Genomic DNA, 25832 nt, shown 5'->3' on the forward strand with positions numbered 1-25832 from the left:
GGGGCCAACCCGCCACGCACGCCTCCCCTCGGCGCGCCTGCGCCGTTCGATTCCCGGCGCTGCAACGCGCCTCCTGCATGCGCAGTATTCCCTAACGGCGGCCCAGCAACAAGCCTGCTCCCTTCAATTAACAAAGTATGGGCACGAGGTTTCCGCAACCCGATACCCTCCGCAGCGCAACGAGGGGCATCGGGCTGCAAGCGCAAAAACGTGCAGCTGCCTTAGTCGTCCAGCAGGGCCCCGATTGCCCGGCGACGGGATTTCGCCGCGCGGAACGAAACGTAGAAGGCAACCACAAGCAGGACGAACAGCAACGCCGCAATCGACAACCCCAGCACTGCGGCGGCAAACCATGCGGAGGCGCCAACCGAACCAAGTACCTGGAGTTCGGCGAGGACTCGCAAAAGCGCGATCAGGACGCCCGCGACCACCGCCGCAAGCCCCGACACCAAGGCGAAGTATCCGCCAGGGAAGCGGTCGGTTTCCGAAAAGCGATTGCCATCGTCCGCGAACCCCTTGCGACTCTGAAGCACCGCACACGCAAGGCACGTCAGCAGCAGCCATGAGACCACCATGACGTGGAACATATCGAACTGCATAACCCCCGATCCCGTCATGTCGATCTCGTGCATCCACACGATCTGCCTGACCATGGTGTCGTACCCAAGCGCCACAAGAAGGCCGAACGTCAACATGATGAAGCCGACTTTGTAAATACGATTCGACTCGGCTTCCACCCGTTCGTCAACAGGGCCGACGTACGCCCTCCACTGCTCGATAAGCTTCATATCGCTACTCTCCTTCTTCCCAGAACAGGTCGTCAAGCGTTGCGCCCAGCACCTTGCATATCGCAATGCACAGGTTGAGCGTGGGGTTGTATCCACCGGCTTCGATAAGACCGACGGTTTGGCGCGTCACCCCGACCGCCGCCGCCAACTCGGCTTGCGAAAGGCCGCACGCCACGCGCGCCGCCTTCATGCGCAAGTTCTTTTTCCCTCCCATGAATCACCTTCTCTTTTCCTGTTATGCCTAATATTCTGTATGCAATATCATAAATATATTGCATATTGGGAAAAATGACAAGTATATATTGCATTTTGTTTTCGAAGCCATCTTCCGCACGCGTTTCGGGAAAGCGAACGGGCGCCCCCTCCCGTCCGCATGGGAAGCGCCCTTGCCGTGCTGCAAGGTGACGCGCATTGCCGTTTAAGGCGCACGAACCGCCCCCGTCCGACCCCTTGCAGGCTTGGCAGCGCACGAAAAATCGCGTTCGCTGGCAGTTTTTTGCGGTTTGGGGTCCTCATGGCAGGCCCGCACGAACAGGTCGAGCGCTCGATAAATCACTGCGCTTCTCTGACCTGGTAAAACGCGATGCCGGACACGCGGCGTCAAAATCGCAAGCTCGTCCGACGACCGCAAACCGTCAGAACCTGCCAGCGAACGCGATTTTTCGTGCGCATGCGGTAACGGATCCGACAAAGCGGATCCGATCATGCGAACGCGCGACCCTTCCGCGAAGCCCTCGCACGATTCGCGGACGTGCTACCATGAACGCCGCAGCAACTCGACCAACGCAAGGAGCAGCCGTGTCCGGAGTCGAAAACGTCCCCATTCGCATACGCCTGGCCACCGATGACGACGCCACCGGCATCTTATCCGTATACGCCCCCTACATCGACACGCCCATCACGTTCGAAGAATCGGTGCCCAGCGCAGAGGAATTCCGCGCACGCATAGCGCACATCCAAGCCGGCTACCCGTACCTTGTGGCGGAAACCGTCAGCACGCCCAACTCGGGCGAAACGCCGCGCATCGTTGGCTACGCGTACGCCCATGCGCAAGCCGAACGCGCCGCATACGGCTGGAACGCCGAGCTTTCGGTGTACCTGTCGCCCGAAACGCGCGGGCGCGGCCTGGGAACCGTGCTGTATCGCGCCCTTGTGGACCTGGTGCGCGAACAGGGCGTGAAAGCAGCGTACGCGCTGGTCACGGTGCCGAACGCTGCAAGCGAACGCCTGCATGAAGCCTTCGGGTTCACGCGTATGGGCGTTCAGAAGAACGCGGGGTACACCTGCGGAGCGTGGCGCGACGTCGCCTGGCTCGTGCTTGCCCTTGCCCCGTTCGACGCAGAACCCGAACCCGTCGTCCCCTTCCCCACGTTGGCAAGCGAGCGGCCCGAAACGGTGCGAAGCGTGCTCGCGCGCGCAAACGCCTGCGCGAAAGGCTGACCGATGCAAGCAGGCCGCCTTTTCGAGATCGTGTTCTTGCTCATGGAACGATCGCCGCGAACGACGGGCGATCTTGCAGCGCGGCTTGAGGTATCGGATCGCACGGTGCGCCGCGACGTCGAGGCGCTTTCGGCCGCAGGAGTTCCCGTATACATGACGCGCGGCAAGGGCGGCGGCGTGCACCTTATGGAAGGATACGTCCTGGATAAATCCCTTGTTACCGATAGGGAGAAAGACGACATCCTTGCCGCGCTTTCCGCACTCAGGGCAACCGGAGCCGCCGACTCGCCCGCCACGCACGAACGGCTTGGGCGCCTGTTCCAACGGGAAGGCGCCGATTGGCTGGACATCGACCTTTCGTTTTGGGGCGCGCCGCCCGAATACAAGAACGTCTTCGACGTGGCACGACGGGCGATCCTCGAACGACGCCCCTTGCGATTCAGGTACCGAGACGCCGCGGAACGCACGAGCGAGCGCGTGGTCGAACCCGTCAAGCTCCTGTTCAAGGAGCGTTCCTGGTATATTCGCGCGTGGTGCCGGATGCGCGAGGACTGGCGCACGTTCAAGCTGTTCCGCATCGTATGGGACTCGATGGAGCTGTTGCCGGAAACGTTCGTCCCGCGCGAGCTTCCAGCCCAGATGCAGGAAGGCTATACGACCGCCTCGGCTGAACCGCTGGTGCTGCTGTTCAGCCCGCAAACGCCGCAAGACATCGGCCGCATTCGGGAAGAATTCGAACCGTCGGCCATCGAGCAGCTGGAAGACGGCCGCCTGCGCGTCCGTCTATCCTGCGACATAACCGAGCGCATGATGTTCTACCTGCTGTCGTTCGGCGACCGTTTGGAAGTAGCCGAACCCGTGCGCCTGCGCGCCTGGCTGCAATCGCAGGCGGAAGCGATCGCGCGGACGTACGAAACGCGAACCCCTTGAAAATCCCTTCGATTCTTGCTGTAGCGGACACGCCTTGTCCGGTTTTGTTTCATACAATCACCTTGCCATCGAAACCGAAATCGAGAGGAACTGCCATGGAGTACACGATCGTCGAGCTTCCCGAGCGCACCGTTGCGGGAATCACCCTGCGCACCGCCAACGACAGCCCTTCCTGCACCGCGGACATCGGCGGCCTATGGCAGCGGTTCATGGAAGAGGGCATGGACAAGAACGTGCCGGGGGCGATTGCGAACCCCTACCCCTGCTTCGCGCTTTACTACAACTACGACCTGGCCACGAACGAGTACGACCTGCTCATCGGCTGCGAGACGAACGAAGCCGAAGCCGGCTCCGCACGCCAGGTTATACCGGCCGGCCGCTACGCGAAGGTGGAGATCCGCGGCGGCGACTGCGTGGAGAGCGTGCAGAAGGCCTGGATGGACATCTGGACCGACGAAGCGCTCATGGCGCAACGGTCGTTCACCGTCGACTTCGAAGCGTACCTGCCCGGCGAAGACATGAGCTGCGCCGACATCGATATATTCGTGGCTTTGGCGTAAAGGAGCTTCAGTGAGCGAACGCGACAACGCACTAGGACCTCAGGGGAATCGCCGCGGCACCGTACTTGCGTTCCTGCCCGATCGATTCGCAGATTGGGAGGTGGGGCATGCCTGCTCTGAAATCAACAAACCCGAAACCGGATATGCCGTGCGCACCATGGCGACGCGGCAGGGCAATGTGCGGTCGATAGGGGGACTGACCGTAGTGCCCGATTTGACGGCGGAGCGCGACGAGGTTCCCGAAGATTTGGCCCTGGCGATTCTCGTGGGCGGCGAAAGCTGGCAAGAACCGGACATCGTACGCGCGGGCGCGTGGCTGGTGGACGCGTGCCTGGCCCGCGCGGTGCCGGTAGCTGCAATCTGCGGCGCATGCTCGTTTCTAGCCGAACGCGGCTACTTGGACGACTGCGATCACACGGGCAACGCGGACTACGAGTTTGCCCAGCTAGCACCCCATTATCGGGGCCACGATCGATTCCGGAACCAGCCCGTCGTAGACGGCGGGCGCTTCATCACCGCGAATGGCGCCGCGGGAATCGAACTGGCGTGCGCGCTGTTCGGACGCCTCGATATCAAGCCGTGGGGCAACGTCGAGACCTGGCGCACCGCATTCAAACGCGGGGCATTCGCATAGCACGGGCAAAGGAGCGCAAACCATGCACGACTACATAGACGCATACCTGCTTGCCAAGCCGGGCTGCACCAAAGATTACAAGGCGGAATGGGACTGGTGGCGCTACCAGGTTGGCGGAAAGATGTTCGCTGCCGCCATGAAGCCCGGCCAAGAGCACGCCGCCGCATACGCAGGTCGCTCGCTCCTGTCGCTCAAATGCGATCCAGCCTGGTCAGTTGCATTGCGCAGCGAGCATGCCGACATCCTGCCCGGCTTTTACGCCGACAAGCGCCACTGGATATCCATCGACCTGGACGGCGCGGTGCCCGACGAACTGCTGTACGAATTGTGCGATCATTCCTACAGCCTGGTATTCGGCAAGCTGACGAAAAAAGCGCAGCGCGAGATAATCGGCAATCCAGTCATCTGAGTCAAGGAGGATAGCCTCATGACATTCGATTTCACGAAGGAACACAAAGACCTTTACGTTCCGAAGACGAAGCCGGCGCTCGTGGAGGCGCCTGCCATGACGTTCATCGCCGTTGCCGGCGAGGGCGACCCCAACGACGAAAACGGCGCGTACGCGCAGGCCGTGGGACTTCTGTACGCCTTGTCGTACACCATCAGAATGGCGAAAAACGGCGATTGGCAACCGGATGGCTACTTTGAATACAAGGTAGCGCCGCTCGAAGGCCTTTGGTGGACGGCCTCCGGCGGCTTCGACGGACGTCGCATTACAGACAAAAGCAAGCTGCAATGGGTCTCTTTGATTCGACAGCCCGACTTCGTGACGACCGAAACCTTCACTTGGGCGCGCGAAAAGGCAGCCGCGAAAAAACCGGGGCTGGACACCGCGCAAGCTCGCCTGGTCCGCTTCGCCGAAGGCCCCTGCGCGCAGGTTCTGCATCGCGGTCCTTACGACGACGAGCCGGCCACCGTCGCAGCCCTGTCCGCCTTCATAGCCGACTCCCACCTGAAAGACGACATCGCCGATCCCGAGAACGCACGCGCGCTGCTCGCCGAGCTTGACGCGAACGGCGGCGTGCCCGGCGTGCGCCTGCATCACGAGATCTACCTGAGCGACCCGCGTCGATCCAAGCCGGAGAACCTGCGCACCGTGGTTCGCCACCCGGTGAGACCTGCGTCAGCTTAGCCTACACGCCTACGCTGACGGATTCCGGAAGCGTGGAGCCGCCGTCGATAACGAACTGGGAGCCGGTAATGTAGCTGGACTCGTCGCTGCCGAGAAACGCGGCCAGCTCCCCCACTTCTTCGGGACGGGCCAGCCTTCGCATCGGGATAGCCTTCGCCATCTCGGTCAAGACGCTTTCCGGATCGTCGGGATTCGACTGCTGGGCGATGCTCTCGGCCATGGGAGTGACCACGTACCCGGGCTGGAAGCAGTTGACGCGAATGTTGCGGGCGGCGAATTCCACGGCCAGTGCCTTCGTCAAGCCCACGAGCGCCGCTTTCGACAGCGCGTAGGCGCATTCGCCCGGGTCGGCAACAAGGTCGCCCGTTACCGACGAGGTGATGACCACGCTGCCGCCGCCCTGCTCGACCATGACGGGAAGCGCGGCGCGCGCGGTGTTCCATACGCCCTTGATATTGACGTCGATGTGGAAATCGCGATCGGCGTCCGTCATGCTCAGGAAGTCTCCCAACCGACACACGCCCGCATTCGCGCACAGCACGTCCAAGCTCCCGAACGTCTCGACGGTGCGCGCGACCGCAGATGCAAGCGCAGCGGAATCCGTAACGTCCAGGACGAACGCGACGGCCTCGTGCCCGGCCTCCCGCAGATCGGCGGCAACGTCCTCCACGCGCGCAGACACGTCGGCCAAGGCCACGCGGGCGCCGTGCTTCGCGCACACGCGCGCAATGCCCTCGCCGATACCCTGAGACGCTCCCGTGACGAATGCAACCTTGCCTTCGAGCTTTGCCATGGCAGATCTCCTAGCCGTACGATTTCACCATCGTTCTCAGGGCGATTGTAGCATGGGGCGCCTTCCTGGCCGAGGAAAGGGAGCGCACGTCAAACAACCGAAACCAACGCAACCTACAGCGGCCTGCCTGCAACTGAAGCTCGCCCATTTGCAACTGGGCGCACCTGCCTTGTGCGCCGCCGGAAGGTCGGGGATACTGTCGGCATCGGCCGATGCACTACCCGCTTCAACCCCAATCGAAAGCGATGCCATGAACGTAACCATTACCGAAATCCTTCGAGCGAACGGCATCAGCGTGGCCATCGAATGCCCGCGGATAGACGAGCGCGTGCAGCGCATCGTCGCCTCGCTCAACGCGTTCGATCGCAAGCTCACCGGCACCCGCGACGGCGCAACCCTGATCGTTGCAATCGGGGACGTCCTGTACGCCGAAACCGTAGACGGCTCCACGTTCCTGTACCTGAAGGACGCCGTACTGGAAACGCCGCTTCGCCTGTACGAGCTGGAGGACCGGCTAGCCGGAACCGAATTCGTGCGCGCCTCCAAGCAGTTGCTGGCAAATTTCGACCACGTTGCAGGCATCAAACCGTACCTGAACGCCCGACTCCAGCTGCTGCTGGACAACGGCGAAACCGTCATCGTATCGCGTCAGTACGCTCCCGCCATCAAGCAGAAGATCGGGCTGTAGCCCGCAGCAAAGGAGTTCGCCATGAAGCGCATAGCCATTCAAACCGCCCTTACCATCTGCGTTTTCTTCACCGTGTCCATGATCGTGTGCCTAGTCATGGGCTATATCTTCGCAGGTCCCAGCTACGGGCTGAACCTCACCGCCTCGCTGCTGATCGCCACCGTGTCGATCGGCGTGCTGCAAGCCTTCTGGTTCACCGAAGCGGTGCTCAAAAAGCCCGCTTACCTTGCCCGCATGATCGGATTCGACGCATGCGCGCTGCCCGCGCTAGCCGCCTGCGCCTGGATCGGCGCCTGGTTTCCCCCGGACATTCCCCTTGCGTGGGTCGAGTTCGTCGTGATCTTCTTCATCATATCCGCCTTGTCGACCATCGGGTACAACGCCTATTTCCGCAGGACCGCCGGCAGCTACGAGCAGGCGCTCGCCCGCTACCGCAAGCAGCAAAGCACCCAAGCGGACACGCGCACAGCGGATTCCGAACGGAAGCGATAGCACCCGCCGCAACCAGCTTTCCGCCGCTGAGGAAATCGTCGAGCGCGACTTTACGCCAGCGGCAGCTTCACCACACAGCGCGCGCCGCCCTTGCTCCGGTTGGATATCTCGAAGGATCCGCCGTGCGCCGCCGCGATGTCGTCCACAATGGAAAGGCCCAGACCGAAGTGGCCGGCCTCGGCGTTGCGATCCGCGGACCCCGTGAAGAAGCGCTCCTTTCCGCGCTCCAACGCAGCTGCGGAAAACCCGGGGCCTTCGTCTTCCACCGTCATGCGCAAGCAGCCTTCGGTCACGTCGAACGTCACCGACACCTCCGAGCCGGCAGGAGCGTGCTCGACGGCGTTCGACACCAAGTTCGCAATAGCCCGAACAAGGCTGGTCGCATCACCGCGAACAGCACCCGAGCACGTGGCGTCGAAGGAAAGCGCCGTCCCGCCCGCATCGCACAGCTGCCGCGCCTGGCGCCGCACCTCGTCGGCCAGAACGGCAACATCCACATCGGAGGCAACGGCAGGATCGCCCGCCTGGGAAGCCTCGACCAAAAGCCGTACGTAGCCTTCCATGCGTCGCACGCTATCGGACATATCCTCGACGCATGCACGCTGCTCCTCGTCGAGCGCGGTCTCGTGCAGCAGGTCGGCGTTCCAGCGCGCAACGGCCAACGGCGTTTTGAGATCGTGCGCAAGCGCCGACACCTGCCGGCGGCGCGCATCGTCGGCGGCCCAACGCGCCTGCAGAGAATCGGCCAGCGCCGCGCGCATGCGTTCCATGGCGCGCAATACGTCGTTCACCTCGCGCACGTTGGTCGACCCCACGGCAAAGTCGAGGTCCTGCCGCTCGATCTGAGCCACGGCTTCGGCCAAAGGCTGCATCTTGCGGGATATCACCCGCGCCGCGCGCACGGCGATCAGCGCGACCGTGGCAACGAACAGGACGAAGAACGCACCGATGAGCAGCGTCTGAGGATCGGGAAGCGCATCGCGCAGGGCCCGAGACGTGAAATCGGGAACGAAGTCGTATTGCAGCGCGCACCGGTTTCCATTCGGCAGCACGGCCGTTGCCTGCTGGCGGACCCCGCCCAAGCCGTCAAAGCCCGCAACGGTCGATCCGTCCTGAACGACCGTCCACGCAGCTGCCCGGTCGCCGTCCGCCATATCGGATGCGAGCACGCGCCCGTTCGCATCAAATACGCACCAGCGATAGCACGAAGGGACGTCCGCAGGCTCGACCGCGCCGGATTCGAGCGCGGCGACCATGTCGGGAGCGCGCTCGTCGGCATAATTGGCAACGTAGACGAGCCCGCTGCTGGCCATCAAGCTGAACGTCGTCCAGAAGCCGACCAGCAGCAACGCCACCGCAACCAGAACGTAGCCGAAATAGCGTACGATAATCAGCGCCAACGGAACGCCGCGACGCGAGGCGGACAAACCCGATCGCTCGTCCTCCGCATGCGTGGCACCCGCCTTGACCCGTGCAGTCCGCGACTGCGCGCCCCCTAAAGCTCCCATTTGTAACCCACGCCCCAAACCGTGCCGATAGGATTGACTCCCATCGCTCTGAACTTCGCCCGAATGGCGCTGACGTGGGCGGTGATGGTTTCGGCGCTGGCCAGCGAATCCCAACCGGACACCTCCTCGAGCAGCGCGTCTTTGGAGAACACCTGACCGCGGCGGCGCGCCATCAGCTCGCAAAGCGCGTACTCGGTAGGCGTCAGCCGAACGGGAACGCCGTCGACTGCAACCTCTTTGGCCGCAAGGTCGATGCGCACGGGTCCGAACGCAAGCGCCACATGGTGGTCGCGCTGCTCTCGTCGCAGGTGAGCCGCCACCTTCGCGCGCAACTCGGCTGCTCCGCACGGCTTGCGGATGTAATCGTCGGCCCCCAAACCGTAGCCGATCACGGCATCGCCTTCCTCGGTTTTGGCGGTAAGGAACAGGATGGGGCAGTCTACCCGGTCGCGCATGCGGCGCACCAGTTCGAAGCCGTCCATATCGGGCATCATCACATCGGTGATGACAAGATCGAACCGAGCAAGGTCAAGATCGAGCGCGCGCGTCGGACGGGACTCCGCAACCACCGTATGACCGTCCCGCTCGAGCACGCGCGCAAGCGCATCGAGAATAGCCTTCTCGTCATCGATCACCAGCAAGCGAGCCATGCCGCTCCTTTCGCCCTTCATCGCCGCAGGCCGCTATCTCGCAAGCCCCTTTGCGCGACATCGGTCTTTTCGGCTTCATTGTACCTTGAGCGCCTTACTCCCCGGCGCGCTTCTTGTCTTCGAAACGATCCGCGCCTACGAGGAGCGCCGCTACGAGCGCGATCGTCGAAACGGCGCACGCGATGCCGATGCGCACGAGCGCGTCGACGAGTACCGCCACAACCTGCGCCCCGGCCGACAGCGGACCGGCTATCGCCAGCTCTATGGCCAGCGATGCGAAACGCGAAGGCCATGCAAACGGGATGAAAACGGCAGCGTTCGCGCCGAACGATCCGCTCAGCGTACCGGTGACCAGCCCGTTTGCCAAACCGCCCATCGAGGCGAGCGCCACGCCGAATCCGATTGCGCCCAACCCGATGGCTGCGTTTCTTCCGAAGCGCAGCGCAACCCACAGCGAAAGGGCGTACAGCGCCGCGCTGCCCGCCGCGATGCCGCACGCACCCGCAAGGCACGCCGCCAGCGAAGGAGCGTCCCGCCCCGCCGCGACGACGATCCCCCAGAACAGCACCGCCGCAACAAGCGCAGCCGCGAAGCCGAGCGCCAGCAGCACCGCGCCCTTCGCCGCGAACGCGATCCTGCGCGACGGCACGCCCAGCAGGTTCGCGCAATCGCCGGCCTCGCGTTCCGCATCCACGGAAAGGCCGCACGACAAGCCCACGATCAGGGGCGCACCGGCGCCCAGCAGCTGGAAGAACGCATCGGCGCCCAGCAGGCTGTCCCAAGCGGAGCTCGCGAAATACGCACCGGCGGCCGCCCCCAGGGCCAGCGCGATCACCAGGTGCATCGCCGCAAGCGGCGAGCGGCGCGCGCGCACGATCTCCGAGCGAACCGCACGCCCGAACGTCATCCGAACCGCCATTTCGCCTCCCTCCTTCCATACCATCGCGCACCGAACACGGCCAGCGCGACGAAGATCGCAACGGCGATGCCAAGCCCCTGCATCGCCTCCCACCCGAACGACAGCAACGGATCGCCCGCCTCAAGCGGCACGCCCGAAGGCGCGACGCCCATGAACGGCGACACCGCGCGCAGGGCGGTTGCCGGAGGAAAGAGGAACCATGCGGAGCTCGTCCAGAACGCGATGCCCGCTCCCAGCTGCAGCGCGACGGGAATCGCAATGCCCGCAAGCGTGCCGAAACGCGTGGTAAGCACAAGCCCCGCCGGAACCATCCAGGCGTTTCCGACAACCAACAGCACCGCTGCGACCAGGCCCGCCGCCGCAGATGGCGCATCGCAGCCCAGAAGGTTCACCGCAACGCCAGCCGTCAGCACCACCAGGTTCGCCGCCAGCGCAAGCACCAGCGCGTACGCGGTCTTGGCCCACCACGCGCTCGACGGCGGCAGCGGCAACCCAAGAACGGGCCGCAGCTTCTGCCGCGCGTCGATGTTGGCGATCGATGCGGTCATGAGCGCGACGGCAACGGGGAGCATGAGCGCGTACCAGTAGTTCCAGCCGTACGTGGCAAACGCCCCGATCGCGCCGCCGCCGAACACGCCGGCCGCCGCCATGCCCATCGCGCAGAACGGCAACGGAGCAACCAATGCGATTTTGCGCGGTGCGGCACGCTTGCCCTTGAGCACTTCGGCCCTGAAAGCTGCCGCATAGGCGGCAAACGCGAAAGGGCGCCCGGTACGGGCGGCGCAAGCGCGGGACTGCTCCGCGTTCGCCGCGCACTCGTCTGATCGCCGCGCCCTCATCGCATGCCCCCGTCCTCGCCAGCAGCCCTGCGTTCCACTGCCACCCGACGGCACACGTCCATGAACAGCCGCTCGAGATCGGTGCCGGGCGCAAGCTCGTCTTCGTACGCCAAGCAGCCCTCGGCGATGATGCCCACATGGTCAGCCGTATGCGACACCTCGGTCAGAATATGGCTCGACACCACCACCGTCACGCCTTGCGCGGGCAGCGAGCGTATCAGGCCGCGCAGCTCCTCGATGCCGATAGGGTCAAGCCCGTTGGTCGGCTCGTCCAGGATGAGCAAGCGCGGACGATCGAGCAGCGCAAGCGCAATGCCCAAACGCTGCTTCATGCCCATCGAGAACTGCCCCGCGCGCTTCTTGCCGGTTGCGGCCAGATCGACCGTTTGCAGCACCTCGTCGATGCGCGCCTCGGGGATTCTCAGCAGCGTCGTGCGCACGCGCAGGTTTTCGCGAGCCGTGAGGTTAGCGTACACCGGCGGGTTCTCGATAAGCGACCCGATGCGGTACAAATCGCTGCGACACCACGGTTGACCTGAGAATAGGATATCGCCCTCGGTAGGGCGCAGCATGCCTGCGACCATCTTGAGCGTTGTGGACTTCCCCGCCCCGTTCGGACCCAAAAGGCCGTACACGGCACCTTCGGGAACATGCAAGGACACGCGGTCGACCGCCGTTTGGGCGCCCGATCCGCGACCGAATCGCTTGGTGAGATTCCTGGTTTCAAGCAGGTAGCTCATCTTGTCTTCCTTTCCTTCGCCTTCTTCGCAATCCACGATACGAGCCGTTTCTCAAGGATTTCTAAAGGAAGCGGAAAACGAGGACGCGAACGCGTTCGCGAAAAAAGGCGCACGGCAAAAGCCAACGGCTCGCACGTTCGTGCACGTGCGCCGCTCGCCGAATCGCGCAGCCCGTGCATGAAGACCAACCGACCGCTGGCCTGCTGCGGCGAGCCTCGCGTGCAAGAACTTGCTACGATTCGAAGCGAAACGACAACCATCGTCAGCAAGGAAGCAAGCACCTTGCAAGGGGAAGGACGGGCATGGGCATCTACGTCATCACCGGAGCCACAAGCGGCATCGGCGCGAAAACCGCCGAAATCCTACGCGGACGCGGCCACGAGGTGGTCAACATAGACCTGAACGGCGGCGACATCAACGCGAACCTGGCTACCAAAGACGGACGCGCGCACGCGGTCGCCGAGCTGCACGAACGCTACCCCGAAGGCATCGACGCCATGATCTGCAACGCGGGCGTTTCGGGCGGCAAGGCTCCCATATCGCTTATCGTGTCGCTCAACTATTTTGGCGCCACCGAGATGGCTCGCGGCGTGTTCGACCTGCTGGAAAAGCGCGGAGGAAGCTGCACGGTCACGTCGTCGAACTCCATCGCGCAAGGAGCAGCGCGCATGGACGTAGCCGGCATGCTGAACAACCATGCCGACGAGGACCGCATTCTCGAACTGGTCAAAGACGTGGATCCCGCCATCGGCCACGTGTACTACGCGTCCACGAAGTACGCGCTTGCCCGCTGGGTGCGGCGCATGAGCCCCGAGTGGGGATCGCGGGGCGTGCGCCTGAACGCGGTGGCGCCCGGCAACGTGCGCACCGCGATGACCGACAACATGCTGCCTGAGCAGCGCGCGGCCATGGAAGCCATTCCCGTGCCCACGCATTTCGGCGAAGAGCCCCTTATGGAGCCCATCGAGATCGCCAACGCCATGGCGTTCATCGCCTCCCCTGAAGCATGCGGCATCAACGGCGTGGTCCTGTTCGTGGACGGCGGCACCGACGCCCTGCTCAATTCCGAGAAAGTCTACTAGGAGGCAGCCATGGTCATCAACGATTTCGTCGCAGCGATGCAAGCGAAGGACCACCGGGCGCTGGCCGCCTGCTTCACCGAGGAATGCCGTCTGGTCGACTACTGCCCTTCCCTGGTGAAGCGGCAAAACGCGTTTTTGTACGGGCGCAATTCCATCGAGATGTTCTTCCATAACAAGTTCGTCTTCGGAGGCTTCGCCATGCGCGACCCGCGCGTGACGAACGAGCGCACCGTGAACTTCTACGCCGACTACAACGGGGCCATCATCCATGCGCTTGCGCAGATCGAGAACTGCAGCGACGGTGCGTGCAACCTGAACGACAGCCTGATCCAGGAGCTGGTGATACGCCCGGCGTAGGAGCGGCACGACGATTCCGCATGCTGCGAGGAGAAAAAGAGGGGGCCTTTTCCAGACGCCCCCTCTTCTCGTTCTACGGATTGCATTTTGAGCAAGCGCCGTAGCCTTGCGCGATCGCGTTTGAGCGCGAGATGGGAATTTGGCTTTTCTTCAGGTACTGGCATCCGTCGCGGTGGAACTTCTCGCCCGTCTTCGTGATGTAGACCGTGACGTCGCCTCCGCCACCCCCGCCTCCGCCCGAGACTGCGGCCGCAGCGGCGGCTGCTTCCTGCTCGGCGGCCGCCTTCGCCGCAGCAGCCTCCTCCTCGGCCTTCTGGCGCTCGGCCTCCTTCTCCGCCTCGATCTTGGCCATGCTCTCGGAATCGAGCTTCAGGGACAAGCGGGCCGTCTGATCCCTCGTGCCGTCGAAGGAGCACTTCACCGGATCCGATGCGAAGACGCTCTCGCCCACTTTCAAAGACGAAGGATCGAGCTTGAATACGTACGTTCCGGCCGGGTAGGCGAGCACGTAGCTTTTACCGAGCGCGGCCTCGTGCTTGTCGTCGACCTTCGTGCCGTCGTCCTGCGTGCCGGTGACGAGCGCGCGTACGGCGCGGCTTGCGAAAAGCAATGCCGCTCGACAGTAAAACTAGTACAAATGTTCGCTATAATGTGCTATACTTCTCCCCAAGAAAAGGAGGGGTCGGCAGCATGAACCTGGGGCATGAAACCGAGCGGATCGAGTTCAAGAAATCGACTTCCGAGCTCAAAGAGGCGGCCGTCTCTGTGGCCGCGATCCTCAACAAGCACGGGAACGGCACGCTGTACTTCGGAGTGAAGCCGGACGACGAGGTGTGCGGACAAGACGTGGCGGAATCGACGCTGCGGGAGGTGAGCCAAGCGATCGGCTGCGCCATCGACCCGCGCGTGCATCCCGTCGTCGAAGCACTCGACGACGAGGGGCGCCGCTACGTGCGGGTGGACTTTTCCGGAAGCGACGCTCCTTACGCCTGCAAGGGCGCCTACCGCATCCGCGTCGCGGACGAGGACGTACTCATGGCACCGGCGGAGGTGCGCCGCATGGCGGTCGAGGCCGAAGATCGGATCAACCCTTGGGATTCGCGGCTTTCGCAGCGCAACGTCGCCGACGTCAGCGAGAAAGAGCTGCGCGCCTACATCGAGCGCGGCAACGCGTGCGGCCGCATCAGCTTCGCGTACGAAGGCGTGGAGAGCACGCTCACGCGTTTGGGGCTCATACGGGAAGGACGGCTCACCAACGCAGCCGAGGTGCTGTTCTGCGAATCCTTCTACCCCATGCTCAAGATGGCCATCTTCGCCAACCACCAGAGAGTCGACATCCTGGACATCCAGCAGGAGCAAGGCACCTTGTTCGAGCTGGCGCGCAAAGCCGAGTTCTACGTGCTCAGCAGCATCAGGAGAAGAGCCGCGTTCACCGGCAAGATCGAGCGTGACGAGATACCGGAGCTTCCCATGGACGCCGTGCGCGAGGCCATCCTCAACGCGTTCGCACACCGCTCGTACCGCTCCGATCTGGCAATCCAAGTGGAAGTTTACCCTGACAGCGTCGAGATCTTCAGCCCCGGCTGGTTTCCGCACGGCAAAACCCCGGAAGCTCACCTGTCGGGCGAGGACAAGTCGTCCACCAGCAGGAACAAACTCATCGCCAAGGCGCTGTTCCTATCCAAGGAGATCGAGTCCTTCGGCACGGGCCTCCCCCGTATTAAAAAACTCTGCGATGCCGAGGGCATCGAACTCGAGTACCAGAAGGACATGAACGGCACCACCGTGGTCTTCCACCGCAATGATCCGTTCACGGCGATGTCCGAACGGGAAACGCAGGCAACAACCGCCCCGAAACCCGACTGGACGCTTTCCCGGGCAGCGCTGGACGTCTTCCGTACGGTCAAAGCCGAATCCGATTTGACCGTGGCGCAAATTTCCGAACGAACACACCGGTCGATCCGAACAGTCGAGCGTTCGCTCAAAGAGCTTCGAGACGCGGGGCTCATTACCCGAAAAGGCTCGAACAAAACCGGCAGCTGGATGGTTTTAAGCGGTGCAGATGACGGAATAAATCCTTCATAAAGCCTGACGAAAGGGACCTAAAGATAAATGGCGGGATAAATGGCGGGATAAAAACGAACTTCGATAGCGCAGACGCGAACGGGGCGTTGGCGACGCACGCAGATACCCGTCCTTCATCGTATTTGCGTTGACCACAGGCAGCATGAAGCTACAAGATGCACTCAATATACTGCTGGATCGGGACGCTCGCGGGCGCTACGTGTTCCGCAAGCGCGACCTTGCCATCGTGCTGGACGAATCGGGTCGCACACTCGACCAGACGTTCGAGAGCTTCGAGAGCGCCCTTTCGCTCTACGGCGAGATCTCGCAGATCCCGTCGACCGGCTCGCTCTCATGATCACCGGCCGCAGCGGCGAGTACCGGACGCCCTACGGCGTCATCGAGTTCACCCATACGAAGCAGTCCGTCGAGCGCATCCTGCCGTAGCTCGTCAAGCGCGAGGGCCATGCGCTGTCGCTGGCCTCGAAGCGACTCGCCTACGATGACCTGCGCTCGACCCGCCGCACCCTCGACCTCGTCGACGAAGGAAAGCCGCATGCCCAAAATTGACTTCAACGCCTACGTCGCGCAGCTCGCGCGCGAACGGTCGGCAGGCCATGACTCCCGTCATCGAGAAGGAGCTTCTACACTACGAGATCCTACGCGCCCTGGAGTAGGGCGGCTTGCTGGCGAGCCTCGCGTTCCAAGGCGGCACGCGCCCGCGCCTCTGCTACGTCACGACGCGCTAACCGAAAACGTGCGGGAGCTTTACACATGTTGCAAGGCGCAGAAACAGGACGCTCCCTCAAGACGCGAAAGCGCGTTTCTGGCTCCCGATATCGTGTCACAGGTCCTCATTTGCGCCCACATTTCGCACGCGCCCCTACCCAAACCAAGGTCGGCGCGAGCGGGCCGACGACCACGCTCGCGCGCCCAAATGCACGATTCTTCCCGAAATGTTGCGTGCGAGCACATACCGAGGCCCGCGCACCGACGGCAAGCATTTACGACCAGGCAAAACGCACAATCGCATCGAAGACATCCCCTTAGTAGGCCCTTTGAACGCAACATTGGGGGAAGAATCGTGCAAAAACAGGATGCCCGCTGCCAACGCGGGCAGCAGCCACCGAGCCGAGCGCGCGCGGCATCAGCCGTTCAGCCACGACGACGCCTTCTTCCGTCGCAAGGCTAATAAACCGTTGGGCAACAGGCGCGAAGCCCGCTCGTGCGCATTTCGCAAACCTCGTATCGTGGGAACGCGCCCTGCAGCAGCTCAAAACTCGGAGCCTGCAGGGCGCTCTGCGGTAGAATGGCACTCCATGAAACCGCAACAGCTTACTCGGCGAAAGGCAGCACACGTGAAGGACTTTTTTCAGCGCATAGCATTGAAGACCGCTCGATGGATGCAAGGGCGCTACGGGCTTGACGGATTGTCGAACGGCCTGATGGCGCTGGGCATCATCTCCATGCTGCTATCCGTGCTTCCCTACCTGGAAGCATTCTCATGGGTCGCGCTGATAAGCATGGCCTTGGCCCTGTTCCGCACCTGTTCCAAGAACTTCGCCCAACGACGCAAAGAAAACGCCGTGTACGAGCGCGTCATGGCCAAGCCGAAACACGCGTACGCCCTTGCCAAGAAGAAGTGGGTCAACCGTAAAACCACGCTGTACTTCACCTGCAAGAACTGCGGCCAAGCCCTTTCGGTTCCGCGCGGAAAAGGCACCCTGCGCGTGGTCTGCCCGAAATGCAAGACGGAGATCACCAAGAAGTCGTAGCGATCGCGTTCGACGGAAAACGAACCGGCAAGGCGAAGATGCGAATGAAGCAGGGGGACGGAGGCGATAACCTGTCCCCCTGCTTCATTGAAAAGAGCGACCCGACGATACGGGTCGCTCTTTGGCCGCTCGGCTCGATGCCCGGTGCGCACCGGATTTTCGCATCGAACCAAGCGGCTTCGCGGAAAAGGCGGAATTGCATTGCGGCAGCCTGGGCAAAGCGCAAGCCGCCGCAATCGATCAACTTACTTGCCGGCAGGCTCCTGCTGCGTGATGCAGTGGATGTTGCCGCCGCCGAAGACCACCTGGTCGGTCTTCACGCCCACGGCCTTGTACGCGCCCTCGCCCCAAGCCTCGTCGAACGCGGCCTGGATCTGCTGGACGGCCAGCGCGTCGTTCTCGTCGCCGTACTGCGGCACGATGACGCCGCCGTTGACGATGAGGAAGTTCATGTAGGACGCGATCAGCGGCTCGTCGGCAACGCGCGGCTCGGCGTTTTCGTCGATATCGATGGAGTCGCAAGAAGCCTGGTCCATGTACAGCGGCTTCACCGGCATGACGAGCTTCGTCACTTCAAGCTTGCGGCCCTTGGCATCCACGGCGTTGGACAGTGTCTCGTAAGCGGCGTGGCACTCGTTGTAGAACGGGTAGTCCGGATCGTCGGACCAGATGCACAACATCTTGCCGGGGGCCACGAAGCACGCCACGTCGTCGATGTGGCCGTTCGTCTCCTCGGGGTCGATGCCGTCCTTCACCCAGATGACCTTCTCGACGCCCAGGTAGTTCTTCAGGCCCTCGTCCATGTACGCGCGCAGCTCTTCGGACCATGCCTCGTAGTCGGTCACGGATGCGTTGCGGCCGGGATCGAGCAGGCACATGTCGGTGGTGACGACCGTGCCCTCGCCGTCCACGTGGATGGAGCCGCCCTCGAGGATGAGGCTTTCGGGACGGTAGCGGCGGCATCCGCTCATCTCGGCCATCTTGAGCGCGATCTGCTCGTCTTTGTCCCACGGGAAGTACAGGCCGTTCTCGAAGCCGCCGTACGCGTTGAAGTGCCAATGCACGGCGCGCTTGTCGCCCTCGCCGTTGACCACCCAGGTGGCGCCGGTGTCGCGCACCCATGCGTCGTCGGTGGTCATCTCGATGACGGTGATGTTCTCGTCGTCCTCGAACACGGCCTTGGCGTTGGCGTAGTCGACCTGGTTCACGCACATGGTGACGGGCTCGAACTCGGCGATGGCGCGCGCAACCGCCGCGTACTGCTTCTGAGCGGGCTTCGCGCCCCATGCCCACGTGTCGGTGCGGTGCGGCCATGCCATCCAGATGCGGGTCTGCGGCTCGAACTCGCCGGGCATGCGGTAGCCGTCGGCCTTCGGGGTGGACTGGGATTCGGTAATCGTCTTCATGATGCACACCTTTCTGTTTGGTTTGCAAATCCTGTTTCGTAGATTCTCCCACGGGCGGGACGTTCGAATCGCCCCGCCCGTCCAATCGAAATCGCAGCGTTTACGCTACTGGCTGAGCCTCGGAGTCTTTCTCCGCAGCGCTCTGCGAAGCCTCGCGCGCCTCTTCGGCGGCTTCCTCGGCCAAGCGCTCAGCAGCCAGTTCGGGCGTCAGGCCCTTGTACTCCTCCGTGCGGCCGCGCTTCGACCAGATGCGCACGACCTCGCCCAGCACGACGAACACCAGCACGCCAACCAGCATCGGAATCTTCGAAAGCTCTTCTTCCGAACCGTTCAACGGAACGATGGTAGCGATGATAGCCAGCACCAGCTCGATGGCGGGGACGGCCAGCATGACGTACATGAGCTTGCCCTTGAAGGGGAAGGTGAACACGCGCGGGCGGTTCGGATCGACCTTGCGCAGCTTCAGGAACGCGGTGAACATGGGGATGTAGCTGATCAGCAGGAACACGACGTTCATGGAGAACAGCATCCAGAAGATGCCCTCGGAGATAGCCGGAATCGGGATCAACTGCAGCATGAGGGCCAAGGACGCCACTACGCCGTTGATGATGGCCGCGCCCGTAGGCATGCCGGTCTTCGCGCTCTCATGGGCGAACAGCTTGGGCATGTTGCCGTGCTTCGCCGCATAGTCGGCCACGAAGTTCACGCCGAAGGACCAGGAAGCCATGTTCGCGAACAGCGTGACCAGGAACACCACGCAGATCAGCATGAAGATGGGGGAAGCCTCGCCCACCATGGTCATGACCGCGTAGATCATGCCGAAGTCGGGATCGATCTGATCGGCCGGAATGGCAGCGCCGATGCCGAACGAGCAGAACAGGTAGATCGCAGCGATGGCCAGGCCGCCCAAGATGATGGCCTTGGGGATGTCGCGCGAGGGGTTCTTCATGGCGTCGGCGAAGGTGCAGATGACCTCGAAGCCCATGAAGTTGAACAGGATGATGGACAGGTACGTAAGCGCGTTGGTGTTGGTGAGGTCGGGAACGAACGTAGCCGGGGACATATCGCTGGCGAAGCCGTTGTTCATGGCGTACCAAATGCCCAGACCGCCGACCGACACCGCGATGAGCACTTTGAGGATGGCGCCGCCGTTGAGGATCCACGCGGAATCGGACACCTTCGAAAAGCTCATGAACACGACGATCCATACGAATGCCAGCTCGATGGCAAGCACCGGGCCCAGCTCGAACTCAACGCCGAACACCATGCCCAGAATATCGGGGAACAGCGTTGCCAAAGACGCGATCCACAGCGGGAAGTTAATCCAATAGTACCAGGCCACACGGCTGCCCCAGCGATCGCCGAACGCCTCGCGGATCCAGTCGTACAAGCCGCCGTCGGAATCGTACGTGGTTCCCAGTTCGGCCACCACCATGCCGTACGGAAGCAGGAACGTGATGATGAGGAAGATCCACCAGAAGAACTGCTGGTTGCCGATGGCGGCTGCGGGTGCTGCAGCCTCGGCAACGAACACGACGCAGATCACCGACAGGATCACGCTCATGAATGAAAACTTTTTAACTTTGTTGCTCATGCGTATCCCCCTTCCAGGGGTTCGGCTCCACCGAGCCGCGCCGGCTTGGCGACGCGGGCCCAGCCCGGTGGAGCGCTCGATCATGGGAACGGGTTGCGCGCCTCGCGCCGCGCAACCCGCCAAGGTCTCTTTTGCTACTTGCTGATCTTCTCGAGCACCGCGTTCATGCGGGCCTCGGCGGCGTCGGCCACGGCCGCGTCCTCGACGGTCTTCGGGCACAGGTAGGCCAGGATGGCGCGGATGGAGTGCTTGCGGTTCTCGGCCTCGACCCAGCACAGCGAGCGCTCGGGGCTGTCCATGACCTCGTCGGTCACTTCCTCGCCGCGGGTGGCCGGCAGGCAGTGCATGAACTTGGAGTCCGGGCCGGCGAAGTCCATCATCTCCATGGTCACCTGGTACTTGGGGAAGAAGACGTCCATGTAGGACTCGCCGCCCTCCTCCTCGTCGTACAGGCCGTACCACACGTCGGTGTAGATGAAGTCGGCGCCCTTGATGCACTCGATGTCGTCGGAGACGGTGACGGTGCCGCCGGACGCCTTGCAGTTCTCCTCGGCGATGGCCATGATGTCGACGTCGGAGTCGACCACCAGGCCGCCGTCGGTGACCTGCTTGCCCTTGGGGCCGAAGTGCACGAAGTCCATGCCCATCTTCGAGGCGATGAACATGAGCGACACGCACACCTGGGTGGCGTCGCCGATGAAGGCCAGCTTGCAGTCCTCGATCCTCTTGCCCTCGGGCAGGTTCTCGATCATGGTCAGCAGGTCGCCGAGCTCTTGGGTGGGATGGTTGTAGTCGGACATGCCGTTGACGACGGGGGCGGCGCTGTTGGCGGCCAGGCCCACCACGTCGGGGTGGCGGTTCACGCGGGCCATGAGGATGTCGACGAGCGAGCCCATGACGCGCGCGGTGTCCTCGAGCGTCTCGTGGCCGCCCAGCTGGATGGTGCCCGGGCCGTAGAACTGCGCGTGGCCGCCCAGGTCGGTCATGGCCGTCTCGAAGGAGATGCGGGTGCGGGTGGACACCTGCTGGAAGATCATGCCGAGCGTCTTGTCCTTGAGCACCTGCGGGTAGCGCCCGCCCTCCTTGATCATGGTCTTCATGGAGCGCGCCAGCTCGATCATGTCGAGCAGCTCTTCCTTGGTGAAGTCGTTGGTGTCGATGTAGTCCTTCACGGCCATGCTGGTCCTCCTTATTGACTGCCGCGGCCGATGCCTTTTCCCGGCCGCTTCTCTTGGCGCCTACCATGCTGCCAAGATGGCTTCTTGTGAAGGAATAATGAAGATTATTTTTCGCACGCCTCTTCTATATCTCAAATAATCTTGGGTGTTTAATTGATTGATCAGGTGTTATAGTAAGCGTCGCCAATTGCCCTACAACCTCGCTACACCCTTCTAAACCTGCGAGGTAGAATTACCGAAAGCGGCACAGACACTTCGTCCATCGGAAAACGAGGGAGTATCGCCTTGGAGATCGCATTCTATTTCTATACGATTCTCATCATGCTCGTCTGCGTTGCCGCAGGGACGATTTCGCTTTCTGCATACTTCGTCTCCCGCAGGCGCAGCCATTTGTTCATGGTGGCGTTCTTCCTGTTCTACTTCCTTGATCTCGCGATCATCTTCCAAAACGAATACCTTGGGCAGAATACGGATTTCCCCCTGGACGCGTTCTACGCCATCGATCAACCGCTGCTCAGAATCTTGTTCGCAGCCGGCGTTATCGAATCGCTCTGGCTTGTCGCCTGTGACTTCGTGGATGAAAAAAGGCTCGCTTTGAGAATCGTTCCCGCTGTAGGATTCGTGATTTTGAGCGGCGCGATCGTCATCATCCTTCCCGAAGGACAATTCAAGCAGTGGCTGTTCTACAGCATGCGGCAAGTGTTTTTGATCTGGTGCCTTGCCTACCTGCTGCGCCGGTACTGGACTTCTACGAACGAGATAGAAAAAACGCGCATGAAGCGACAGGAGCCGCTGTTCCTGATCACGATAGCGCTGACCTTGGGCATCCTTGTGGAAGATACGTTCATGATGCTGGTCTGGAACCCCGAAGCGGTATCTGCAACCATGCTTCCCCTCTACATATCCGAGCGCAACTTCTGCGAGAACTTCCTTATGCTGGCCTTCGCGTTCTTCAGCTTGAAAGAGTCGGGGGAAACGCTTCGCATGCGGTTCAAGGAACCGCCGACATCCGAGAATCCCACCGTGCAAAGGCACATCGACGACCTGCTGCCCACGTTTTGCGAGCGGCACGGCCTGACGGCGCGCGAGCGCGAGATCTTGGCCCTTGTGCTGCAAGGCAAGGACAACCAGAACATTGCAAGCGAGCTGCAACTGGCGTTGGGAACCGTGAAGGCGCACGTGCACAACATCCTGAAGAAGACCGACCACGCGAGCCGCCAAGAGCTGGCGCGCGACTTCTGGAAGGAATAAAGCGGCGCCGCGCGGCCAACCTTCGAGCGTACGGGGGCGGCTCGACAAGCAAGCGCGGTCATGCGAGAATCAAGGGGCAACAGAGGAGCACGCACCGCTTCGGCGTTGTCGCAGCGTTGATACGTCACCGTCGCGACAACGCCGAAGCCTCGAAAGGATCTTGTCATGAACCCGTCCGGCCTTGTCACCATCGAACCTGATCAAACCGACCTTCTTGAAGAACTCGCGCGCATGCTGGGCACCTGCTTTCGCGAAGAGCTCTGGTACGTCACATGCTTGGACGCGCTTGATGCGGACGAAGACCGCAAGCTTGCCATCACTCAGGCATCGATCAGGTCGGACTTCATGACCACCGCGCCTTACGGCTGCGTGCACGCGCTGCCCGACCATGCCGGCGTGGCGAACGCCTTCCTGCGCAGCGATCTGGGCGATGCTGCATGGGCGGATCTTGAGGAGCGGTCCTGGAGCTTGGTGGAAACACAGCTGACGCCGGAAGAACAGGCCGTGCTGCTGCCGCGCGCCGAAGCCATGGAACCCCTGTCGGACACGAACTGGCCCTTCGCGCATGCCGCCTGCGACGAAGACTTCATCTACTTCGTGTCCATCGGCGTGGATCCCGCCCGTCGCGGCAGCGGGGCGTTCGGTCGTCTTATCAAGCCTATCCTGGCCTACGCCGACGCGCGCAACCTGCGCACGTACCTGGATTGCTACACCGATCGCCTGGAGCAGATCTACGGCCATTACGGTTTCATCACCGTCGAGCGCAAAACGGCACCCGGCTTCGACCTGGTCGAACGCTGCATGGTGCGTGATCCGCAACCCGTCGCGTAGGAGCCTTCCGTGCGCAGCAACGAACTTGCCAAGCTTGCAGGCGTGACCGTGCGCACGCTGAGGCACTACCACGCCATCGGGCTTATGGCGGAGCCGTCGCGCGCGGAAAACGGGTACCGCGAATACGAGGCGGAGGACCTGGTGCGCCTGCTGCGCATCAAACGGCTTTCGGCTTTGGGGTTCTCGCTTTCGCGGATCGGCGAAGTGCTCGACGAGATGGACGCGAACCTGGAAGCGGCGTCCGGCCCGAACGCCGACGCCGCCCTTGACGAGCTTGACCGAGAGCTGGAGCTGCAAATTGCGCACCTGCAAGAGCAGCGGCGCACCATCGCTCTGCTGAAACGCGAGCAGCTCGATCCTGACCTGCCGATACGCTTCGCACGTGCTGCGAAAACCCTCATGGGCGATGCGTACGAGACAGCCTCCATCCATTCAGGGAACCGCCAAACGCTCCTCATTGCCGGGCACCTCTACACCGACGAGGACGTAGCGGAGCTGGAACGCGCCGTCGCCGCACTCGATCAGCGCGGGCTTCTGGACAGGCTGCATAAGATACAGGATCGGTTCGAAAACCTGGCTCCCGACACCCCGCGCGAAGAGATCGATCGCCTGGTGGCCGAGACCATGAACTGCCTTGATCCCATTATCGATTCCTTCGATCCCGACAATTGGGATCGAGACTTCGACACGCCGGCCGATCTGCTCATAGACGAGATGGCGAAGCAGGGGCTGAACGAAGCCCAGGTGTACGCGCAAGATCGCATCGAGGAGGAGATGGAGCGACGAATTATGAAGAAACGGGAGCTGATGCTTGACCCCGACGTTACGTCGTAGTTTTTACTGCTCGGTAGATCACCGACGCAGAAAGGACTATCATGCACGGCAAAGGCACTACCATCCGCTTCCTCGTTTCGAGTACGCTTTCGCTTCTTGGCAACTCGATCGCAGCCATCGCGCTCCCCCTCATCCTGCTCGCCACCACCGGCGACGCACTGGCGGCCGGCGCCCTGGCGCTCGTATGCGCCGTTCCGCAGATGCTGCTGGGCGTTCTGGGCGGCGCCGCGCTCGATCGCTTCAACCGGCGAAACATCTCCATCCTCTCGGACTTGATATCCGCCGCCAGCGTCGCGCTCATCCCCATCGTCGATATGATCTGGGGCTTGAACTTCTGGTGGTTCGTCGTTTTGGGCCTTATGGGCGCTGTCGGAGACATCCCGGGCATGACCGCACGCGACGCCCTGCTGCCCACCGTCACCAAGCGCGACGGTGTTGACCTGCAACGATTCATGGGCATGTCGCAGTCTTTGGACTCGCTCACCACCATCGTGGGCCCGGCGATCGCTGCGCTGCTGATCGGCACGGTCGGCGGAACCTCCGCCCTTTGGTTCACGGCGGCGCTCTCCGCCGCGGCGGCCATCGTTACCATGACCCTGCCGAGCGTTGTCGGAGTTCCCGAAACCGCCGCAGGCGAACCGATCGATGCCGCAAGCCCCAGCCCTTCCCGGGGTATCGCAGCAGCCGCGTTCGGCGCGTTGCGAGAGGGACTGCGCGTACTGCTTCGCAGCGATCGAGTCCTTGCCTGCTCCACCCTGTTCTCGTTCGGCATCGTCATGGTCATGGGGTCGTTTCAGGGATTGGTGCTTCCCGTGCATTTCACGCTTACGGGCCAGCCTGAGCTTTTGGGCTACGTGTTGTCGGCGCTTTCCGGCGGCATGCTGATAAGCTCGCTTGCATACGCGGCGCTCGCGCCCCGCTTGAGCAGGCGCGCGTGGTACGTGACGTCGCTCGTCGGCATGGCGGTGGGCGTGGCCCTGCTCAGCACGCTGCCGCCCTTCCCCCTCATGCTGCTCGGCGCGCTCGTGCTGGGCATTGCGGCGGGCCCGGCCTCGGCGCTATTGGGATTCTTCATGTACGACCGCATCCCCGACGCTTCGCGCGGCAGCGCGTTCGGCACCCAGAACTCCATCATGCTGATTGCCGCTCCGGTAGCCGTGTTCGCCACGTCTGTTGCCGTGAGCACGCTGGGAGAGAGGCCGGCGGCGCTGATCCTCATGGCGTGCTGGGGGCTTATCACCGTAGCGGCTCTGTTGGTGAAGCCGATGCGCCACCTGGACGATGAAAGCGAGGCCTCCGGCGAAGAGGCGTCCCCGGAGGCCGCTCCCGCCGCCGACCGCTAGCGCA

29 protein-coding genes and 1 pseudogene are annotated in these 25832 nt (G+C 62.6%); 17 read left to right on the top strand and 13 right to left on the bottom strand.

Going from position 1 to position 25832, the window contains the following annotated elements:
• Window positions 1-221: 221 nt before the first annotated feature.
• Together ACTQZK_RS08980 and ACTQZK_RS08985 are read right to left on the bottom strand one after the other, a co-directional pair.
• Entirely contained in the window at window positions 222-788 is a 567-nt protein-coding gene (locus ACTQZK_RS08980) for a hypothetical protein (protein ID WP_216528830.1), read from the bottom strand.
• A 4-nt stretch (window positions 789-792) separates the two neighbouring features.
• On the bottom strand, window positions 793-1002 hold the full coding sequence (locus tag ACTQZK_RS08985) for a helix-turn-helix transcriptional regulator (protein WP_114567647.1): 210 nt from the start codon (window positions 1000-1002) through the stop codon (window positions 793-795).
• 584 nt (window positions 1003-1586) lie between these two features.
• On the opposite strand from ACTQZK_RS08985, the gene ACTQZK_RS08990 reads away from it, so the two are divergent.
• From ACTQZK_RS08990 to ACTQZK_RS09015, 6 genes are all read left to right on the top strand, one after another.
• Window positions 1587-2228 carry a GNAT family N-acetyltransferase gene (locus ACTQZK_RS08990; RefSeq protein ID WP_441899419.1) on the top strand — a complete coding sequence of 214 codons (642 nt, stop codon included), beginning with the start codon at window positions 1587-1589 and terminating at the stop codon, window positions 2226-2228.
• A 3-nt stretch (window positions 2229-2231) separates the two neighbouring features.
• Window positions 2232-3158, top strand: coding sequence for a helix-turn-helix transcriptional regulator (locus tag ACTQZK_RS08995; protein WP_441899421.1), 927 nt, complete (start codon window positions 2232-2234; stop codon window positions 3156-3158).
• Window positions 3159-3253: 95 nt separating this feature from the next.
• The gene (locus ACTQZK_RS09000; RefSeq protein ID WP_441899423.1) at window positions 3254-3718 is read left to right on the top strand and encodes a GyrI-like domain-containing protein; all 465 of its coding nucleotides are present in this window, start codon (window positions 3254-3256) and stop codon (window positions 3716-3718) included.
• A gap of 10 nt (window positions 3719-3728) precedes the next feature.
• Window positions 3729-4352 (top strand): DJ-1/PfpI family protein, encoded by a 624-nt coding sequence (locus ACTQZK_RS09005; RefSeq protein WP_418832102.1) that lies wholly within the window; start codon window positions 3729-3731, stop codon window positions 4350-4352.
• A gap of 22 nt (window positions 4353-4374) precedes the next feature.
• Window positions 4375-4761, top strand: a complete 387-nt coding sequence (locus tag ACTQZK_RS09010; protein WP_216528826.1) for an MmcQ/YjbR family DNA-binding protein — start codon at window positions 4375-4377, stop codon at window positions 4759-4761.
• A gap of 18 nt (window positions 4762-4779) precedes the next feature.
• A complete protein-coding gene (locus ACTQZK_RS09015; RefSeq protein ID WP_216528825.1) occupies window positions 4780-5484 on the top strand; it encodes a GyrI-like domain-containing protein in 705 nt (234 codons plus the stop codon).
• Window position 5485: 1 nt separating this feature from the next.
• Here the strand turns inward: ACTQZK_RS09015 and ucpA are convergent, their stop codons facing one another.
• Entirely contained in the window at window positions 5486-6277 is a 792-nt protein-coding gene (gene ucpA, locus ACTQZK_RS09020) for an SDR family oxidoreductase UcpA (RefSeq protein WP_216528824.1), read from the bottom strand.
• A 250-nt stretch (window positions 6278-6527) separates the two neighbouring features.
• Here ucpA and ACTQZK_RS09025 point away from each other — a divergent pair, with 250 nt between their 5' ends.
• Window positions 6528-6965: a LytTR family DNA-binding domain-containing protein gene (locus ACTQZK_RS09025; RefSeq protein WP_441899426.1), complete on the top strand. Its 438-nt coding sequence runs from the start codon at window positions 6528-6530 to the stop codon at window positions 6963-6965.
• A 21-nt stretch (window positions 6966-6986) separates the two neighbouring features.
• On the top strand, window positions 6987-7457 hold the full coding sequence (locus ACTQZK_RS09030; RefSeq protein ID WP_114567656.1) for a hypothetical protein: 471 nt from the start codon (window positions 6987-6989) through the stop codon (window positions 7455-7457).
• Between the two features lie 50 nt (window positions 7458-7507).
• Here the strand turns inward: ACTQZK_RS09030 and ACTQZK_RS09035 are convergent, their stop codons facing one another.
• From ACTQZK_RS09035 to ACTQZK_RS09060, 6 genes and pseudogenes are all read right to left on the bottom strand, one after another.
• Window positions 7508-8965, bottom strand: coding sequence for a sensor histidine kinase (locus tag ACTQZK_RS09035; RefSeq protein ID WP_441899428.1), 1458 nt, complete (start codon window positions 8963-8965; stop codon window positions 7508-7510).
• Window positions 8953-9138 (bottom strand): winged helix-turn-helix domain-containing protein, encoded by a 186-nt coding sequence (locus ACTQZK_RS09040; RefSeq protein WP_370632890.1) that lies wholly within the window; start codon window positions 9136-9138, stop codon window positions 8953-8955. The genes ACTQZK_RS09035 and ACTQZK_RS09040 overlap by 13 nt, the downstream gene beginning before the upstream one ends.
• Window positions 9139-9294: 156 nt before the next feature.
• Window positions 9295-9636: pseudogene (locus ACTQZK_RS09045) on the bottom strand (response regulator); the annotation flags it as partial.
• Window positions 9637-9709: 73 nt separating this feature from the next.
• A complete protein-coding gene (locus tag ACTQZK_RS09050) occupies window positions 9710-10534 on the bottom strand; it encodes a lantibiotic ABC transporter permease (protein ID WP_114567659.1) in 825 nt (274 codons plus the stop codon).
• Window positions 10519-11373 carry a hypothetical protein gene (locus ACTQZK_RS09055; RefSeq protein WP_441899429.1) on the bottom strand — a complete coding sequence of 285 codons (855 nt, stop codon included), beginning with the start codon at window positions 11371-11373 and terminating at the stop codon, window positions 10519-10521. The genes ACTQZK_RS09050 and ACTQZK_RS09055 overlap by 16 nt, the downstream gene beginning before the upstream one ends.
• Window positions 11370-12113, bottom strand: coding sequence for a lantibiotic protection ABC transporter ATP-binding protein (locus ACTQZK_RS09060; RefSeq protein ID WP_441899431.1), 744 nt, complete (start codon window positions 12111-12113; stop codon window positions 11370-11372). Before ACTQZK_RS09060 ends, ACTQZK_RS09055 begins: the two co-directional genes overlap by 4 nt.
• A 302-nt stretch (window positions 12114-12415) precedes the next feature.
• On the opposite strand from ACTQZK_RS09060, the gene ACTQZK_RS09065 reads away from it, so the two are divergent.
• Both ACTQZK_RS09065 and ACTQZK_RS09070 read left to right on the top strand, forming a co-directional pair.
• Window positions 12416-13195, top strand: a complete 780-nt coding sequence (locus tag ACTQZK_RS09065; RefSeq protein ID WP_225749543.1) for an SDR family oxidoreductase — start codon at window positions 12416-12418, stop codon at window positions 13193-13195.
• Between the two features lie 9 nt (window positions 13196-13204).
• Complete coding sequence (locus tag ACTQZK_RS09070; RefSeq protein WP_114567663.1) at window positions 13205-13552, top strand: hypothetical protein; 348 nt, start codon at window positions 13205-13207, stop codon at window positions 13550-13552.
• 73 nt (window positions 13553-13625) lie between these two features.
• On the opposite strand, the gene ACTQZK_RS09075 is transcribed toward ACTQZK_RS09070, so the two are convergent.
• Window positions 13626-14162 carry a hypothetical protein gene (locus ACTQZK_RS09075; RefSeq protein WP_441899433.1) on the bottom strand — a complete coding sequence of 179 codons (537 nt, stop codon included), beginning with the start codon at window positions 14160-14162 and terminating at the stop codon, window positions 13626-13628.
• A gap of 80 nt (window positions 14163-14242) precedes the next feature.
• Between ACTQZK_RS09075 and ACTQZK_RS09080 the strand changes: the two genes are divergently transcribed.
• The 3 genes from ACTQZK_RS09080 (at window position 14243) to ACTQZK_RS09090 (ending at window position 17391) form a co-directional block, all read left to right on the top strand.
• A complete protein-coding gene (locus tag ACTQZK_RS09080; protein ID WP_441899435.1) occupies window positions 14243-15637 on the top strand; it encodes an RNA-binding domain-containing protein in 1395 nt (464 codons plus the stop codon).
• A 142-nt stretch (window positions 15638-15779) separates the two neighbouring features.
• Complete coding sequence (locus ACTQZK_RS09085; protein ID WP_216528816.1) at window positions 15780-15974, top strand: hypothetical protein; 195 nt, start codon at window positions 15780-15782, stop codon at window positions 15972-15974.
• A gap of 1000 nt (window positions 15975-16974) precedes the next feature.
• Window positions 16975-17391, top strand: a complete 417-nt coding sequence (locus ACTQZK_RS09090) for a hypothetical protein (RefSeq protein ID WP_216528814.1) — start codon at window positions 16975-16977, stop codon at window positions 17389-17391.
• Between the two features lie 245 nt (window positions 17392-17636).
• Here ACTQZK_RS09090 and aguA read toward each other — a convergent pair whose 3' ends face one another.
• From aguA to ptcA, 3 genes are all read right to left on the bottom strand, one after another.
• On the bottom strand, window positions 17637-18797 hold the full coding sequence (aguA, locus tag ACTQZK_RS09095; protein WP_114567667.1) for an agmatine deiminase: 1161 nt from the start codon (window positions 18795-18797) through the stop codon (window positions 17637-17639).
• Window positions 18798-18897: 100 nt separating this feature from the next.
• Window positions 18898-20391, bottom strand: coding sequence for an APC family permease (locus tag ACTQZK_RS09100; RefSeq protein WP_114567668.1), 1494 nt, complete (start codon window positions 20389-20391; stop codon window positions 18898-18900).
• 134 nt (window positions 20392-20525) lie between these two features.
• Entirely contained in the window at window positions 20526-21569 is a 1044-nt protein-coding gene (ptcA, locus tag ACTQZK_RS09105) for a putrescine carbamoyltransferase (RefSeq protein ID WP_225749548.1), read from the bottom strand.
• A gap of 285 nt (window positions 21570-21854) precedes the next feature.
• Here ptcA and ACTQZK_RS09110 point away from each other — a divergent pair, with 285 nt between their 5' ends.
• The 4 genes from ACTQZK_RS09110 to ACTQZK_RS09125 all read left to right on the top strand — a co-directional run bounded on the left by ACTQZK_RS09110 (window position 21855) and on the right by ACTQZK_RS09125 (window position 25828).
• On the top strand, window positions 21855-22820 hold the full coding sequence (locus ACTQZK_RS09110) for a helix-turn-helix domain-containing protein (protein ID WP_114567670.1): 966 nt from the start codon (window positions 21855-21857) through the stop codon (window positions 22818-22820).
• Window positions 22821-22985: 165 nt separating this feature from the next.
• Entirely contained in the window at window positions 22986-23651 is a 666-nt protein-coding gene (locus tag ACTQZK_RS09115; RefSeq protein WP_225749550.1) for a GNAT family N-acetyltransferase, read from the top strand.
• Between the two features lie 9 nt (window positions 23652-23660).
• A complete protein-coding gene (locus ACTQZK_RS09120) occupies window positions 23661-24485 on the top strand; it encodes a MerR family transcriptional regulator (protein ID WP_114567672.1) in 825 nt (274 codons plus the stop codon).
• Window positions 24486-24526: 41 nt separating this feature from the next.
• Entirely contained in the window at window positions 24527-25828 is a 1302-nt protein-coding gene (locus ACTQZK_RS09125) for an MFS transporter (RefSeq protein ID WP_114567673.1), read from the top strand.
• Window positions 25829-25832: the final 4 nt, after the last annotated feature.

The organism is Paraeggerthella sp. LCP19S3_G8 (genome assembly GCF_052119225.1).
In the GTDB taxonomy this organism is placed as follows: domain Bacteria; phylum Actinomycetota; class Coriobacteriia; order Coriobacteriales; family Eggerthellaceae; genus Paraeggerthella; species Paraeggerthella hominis.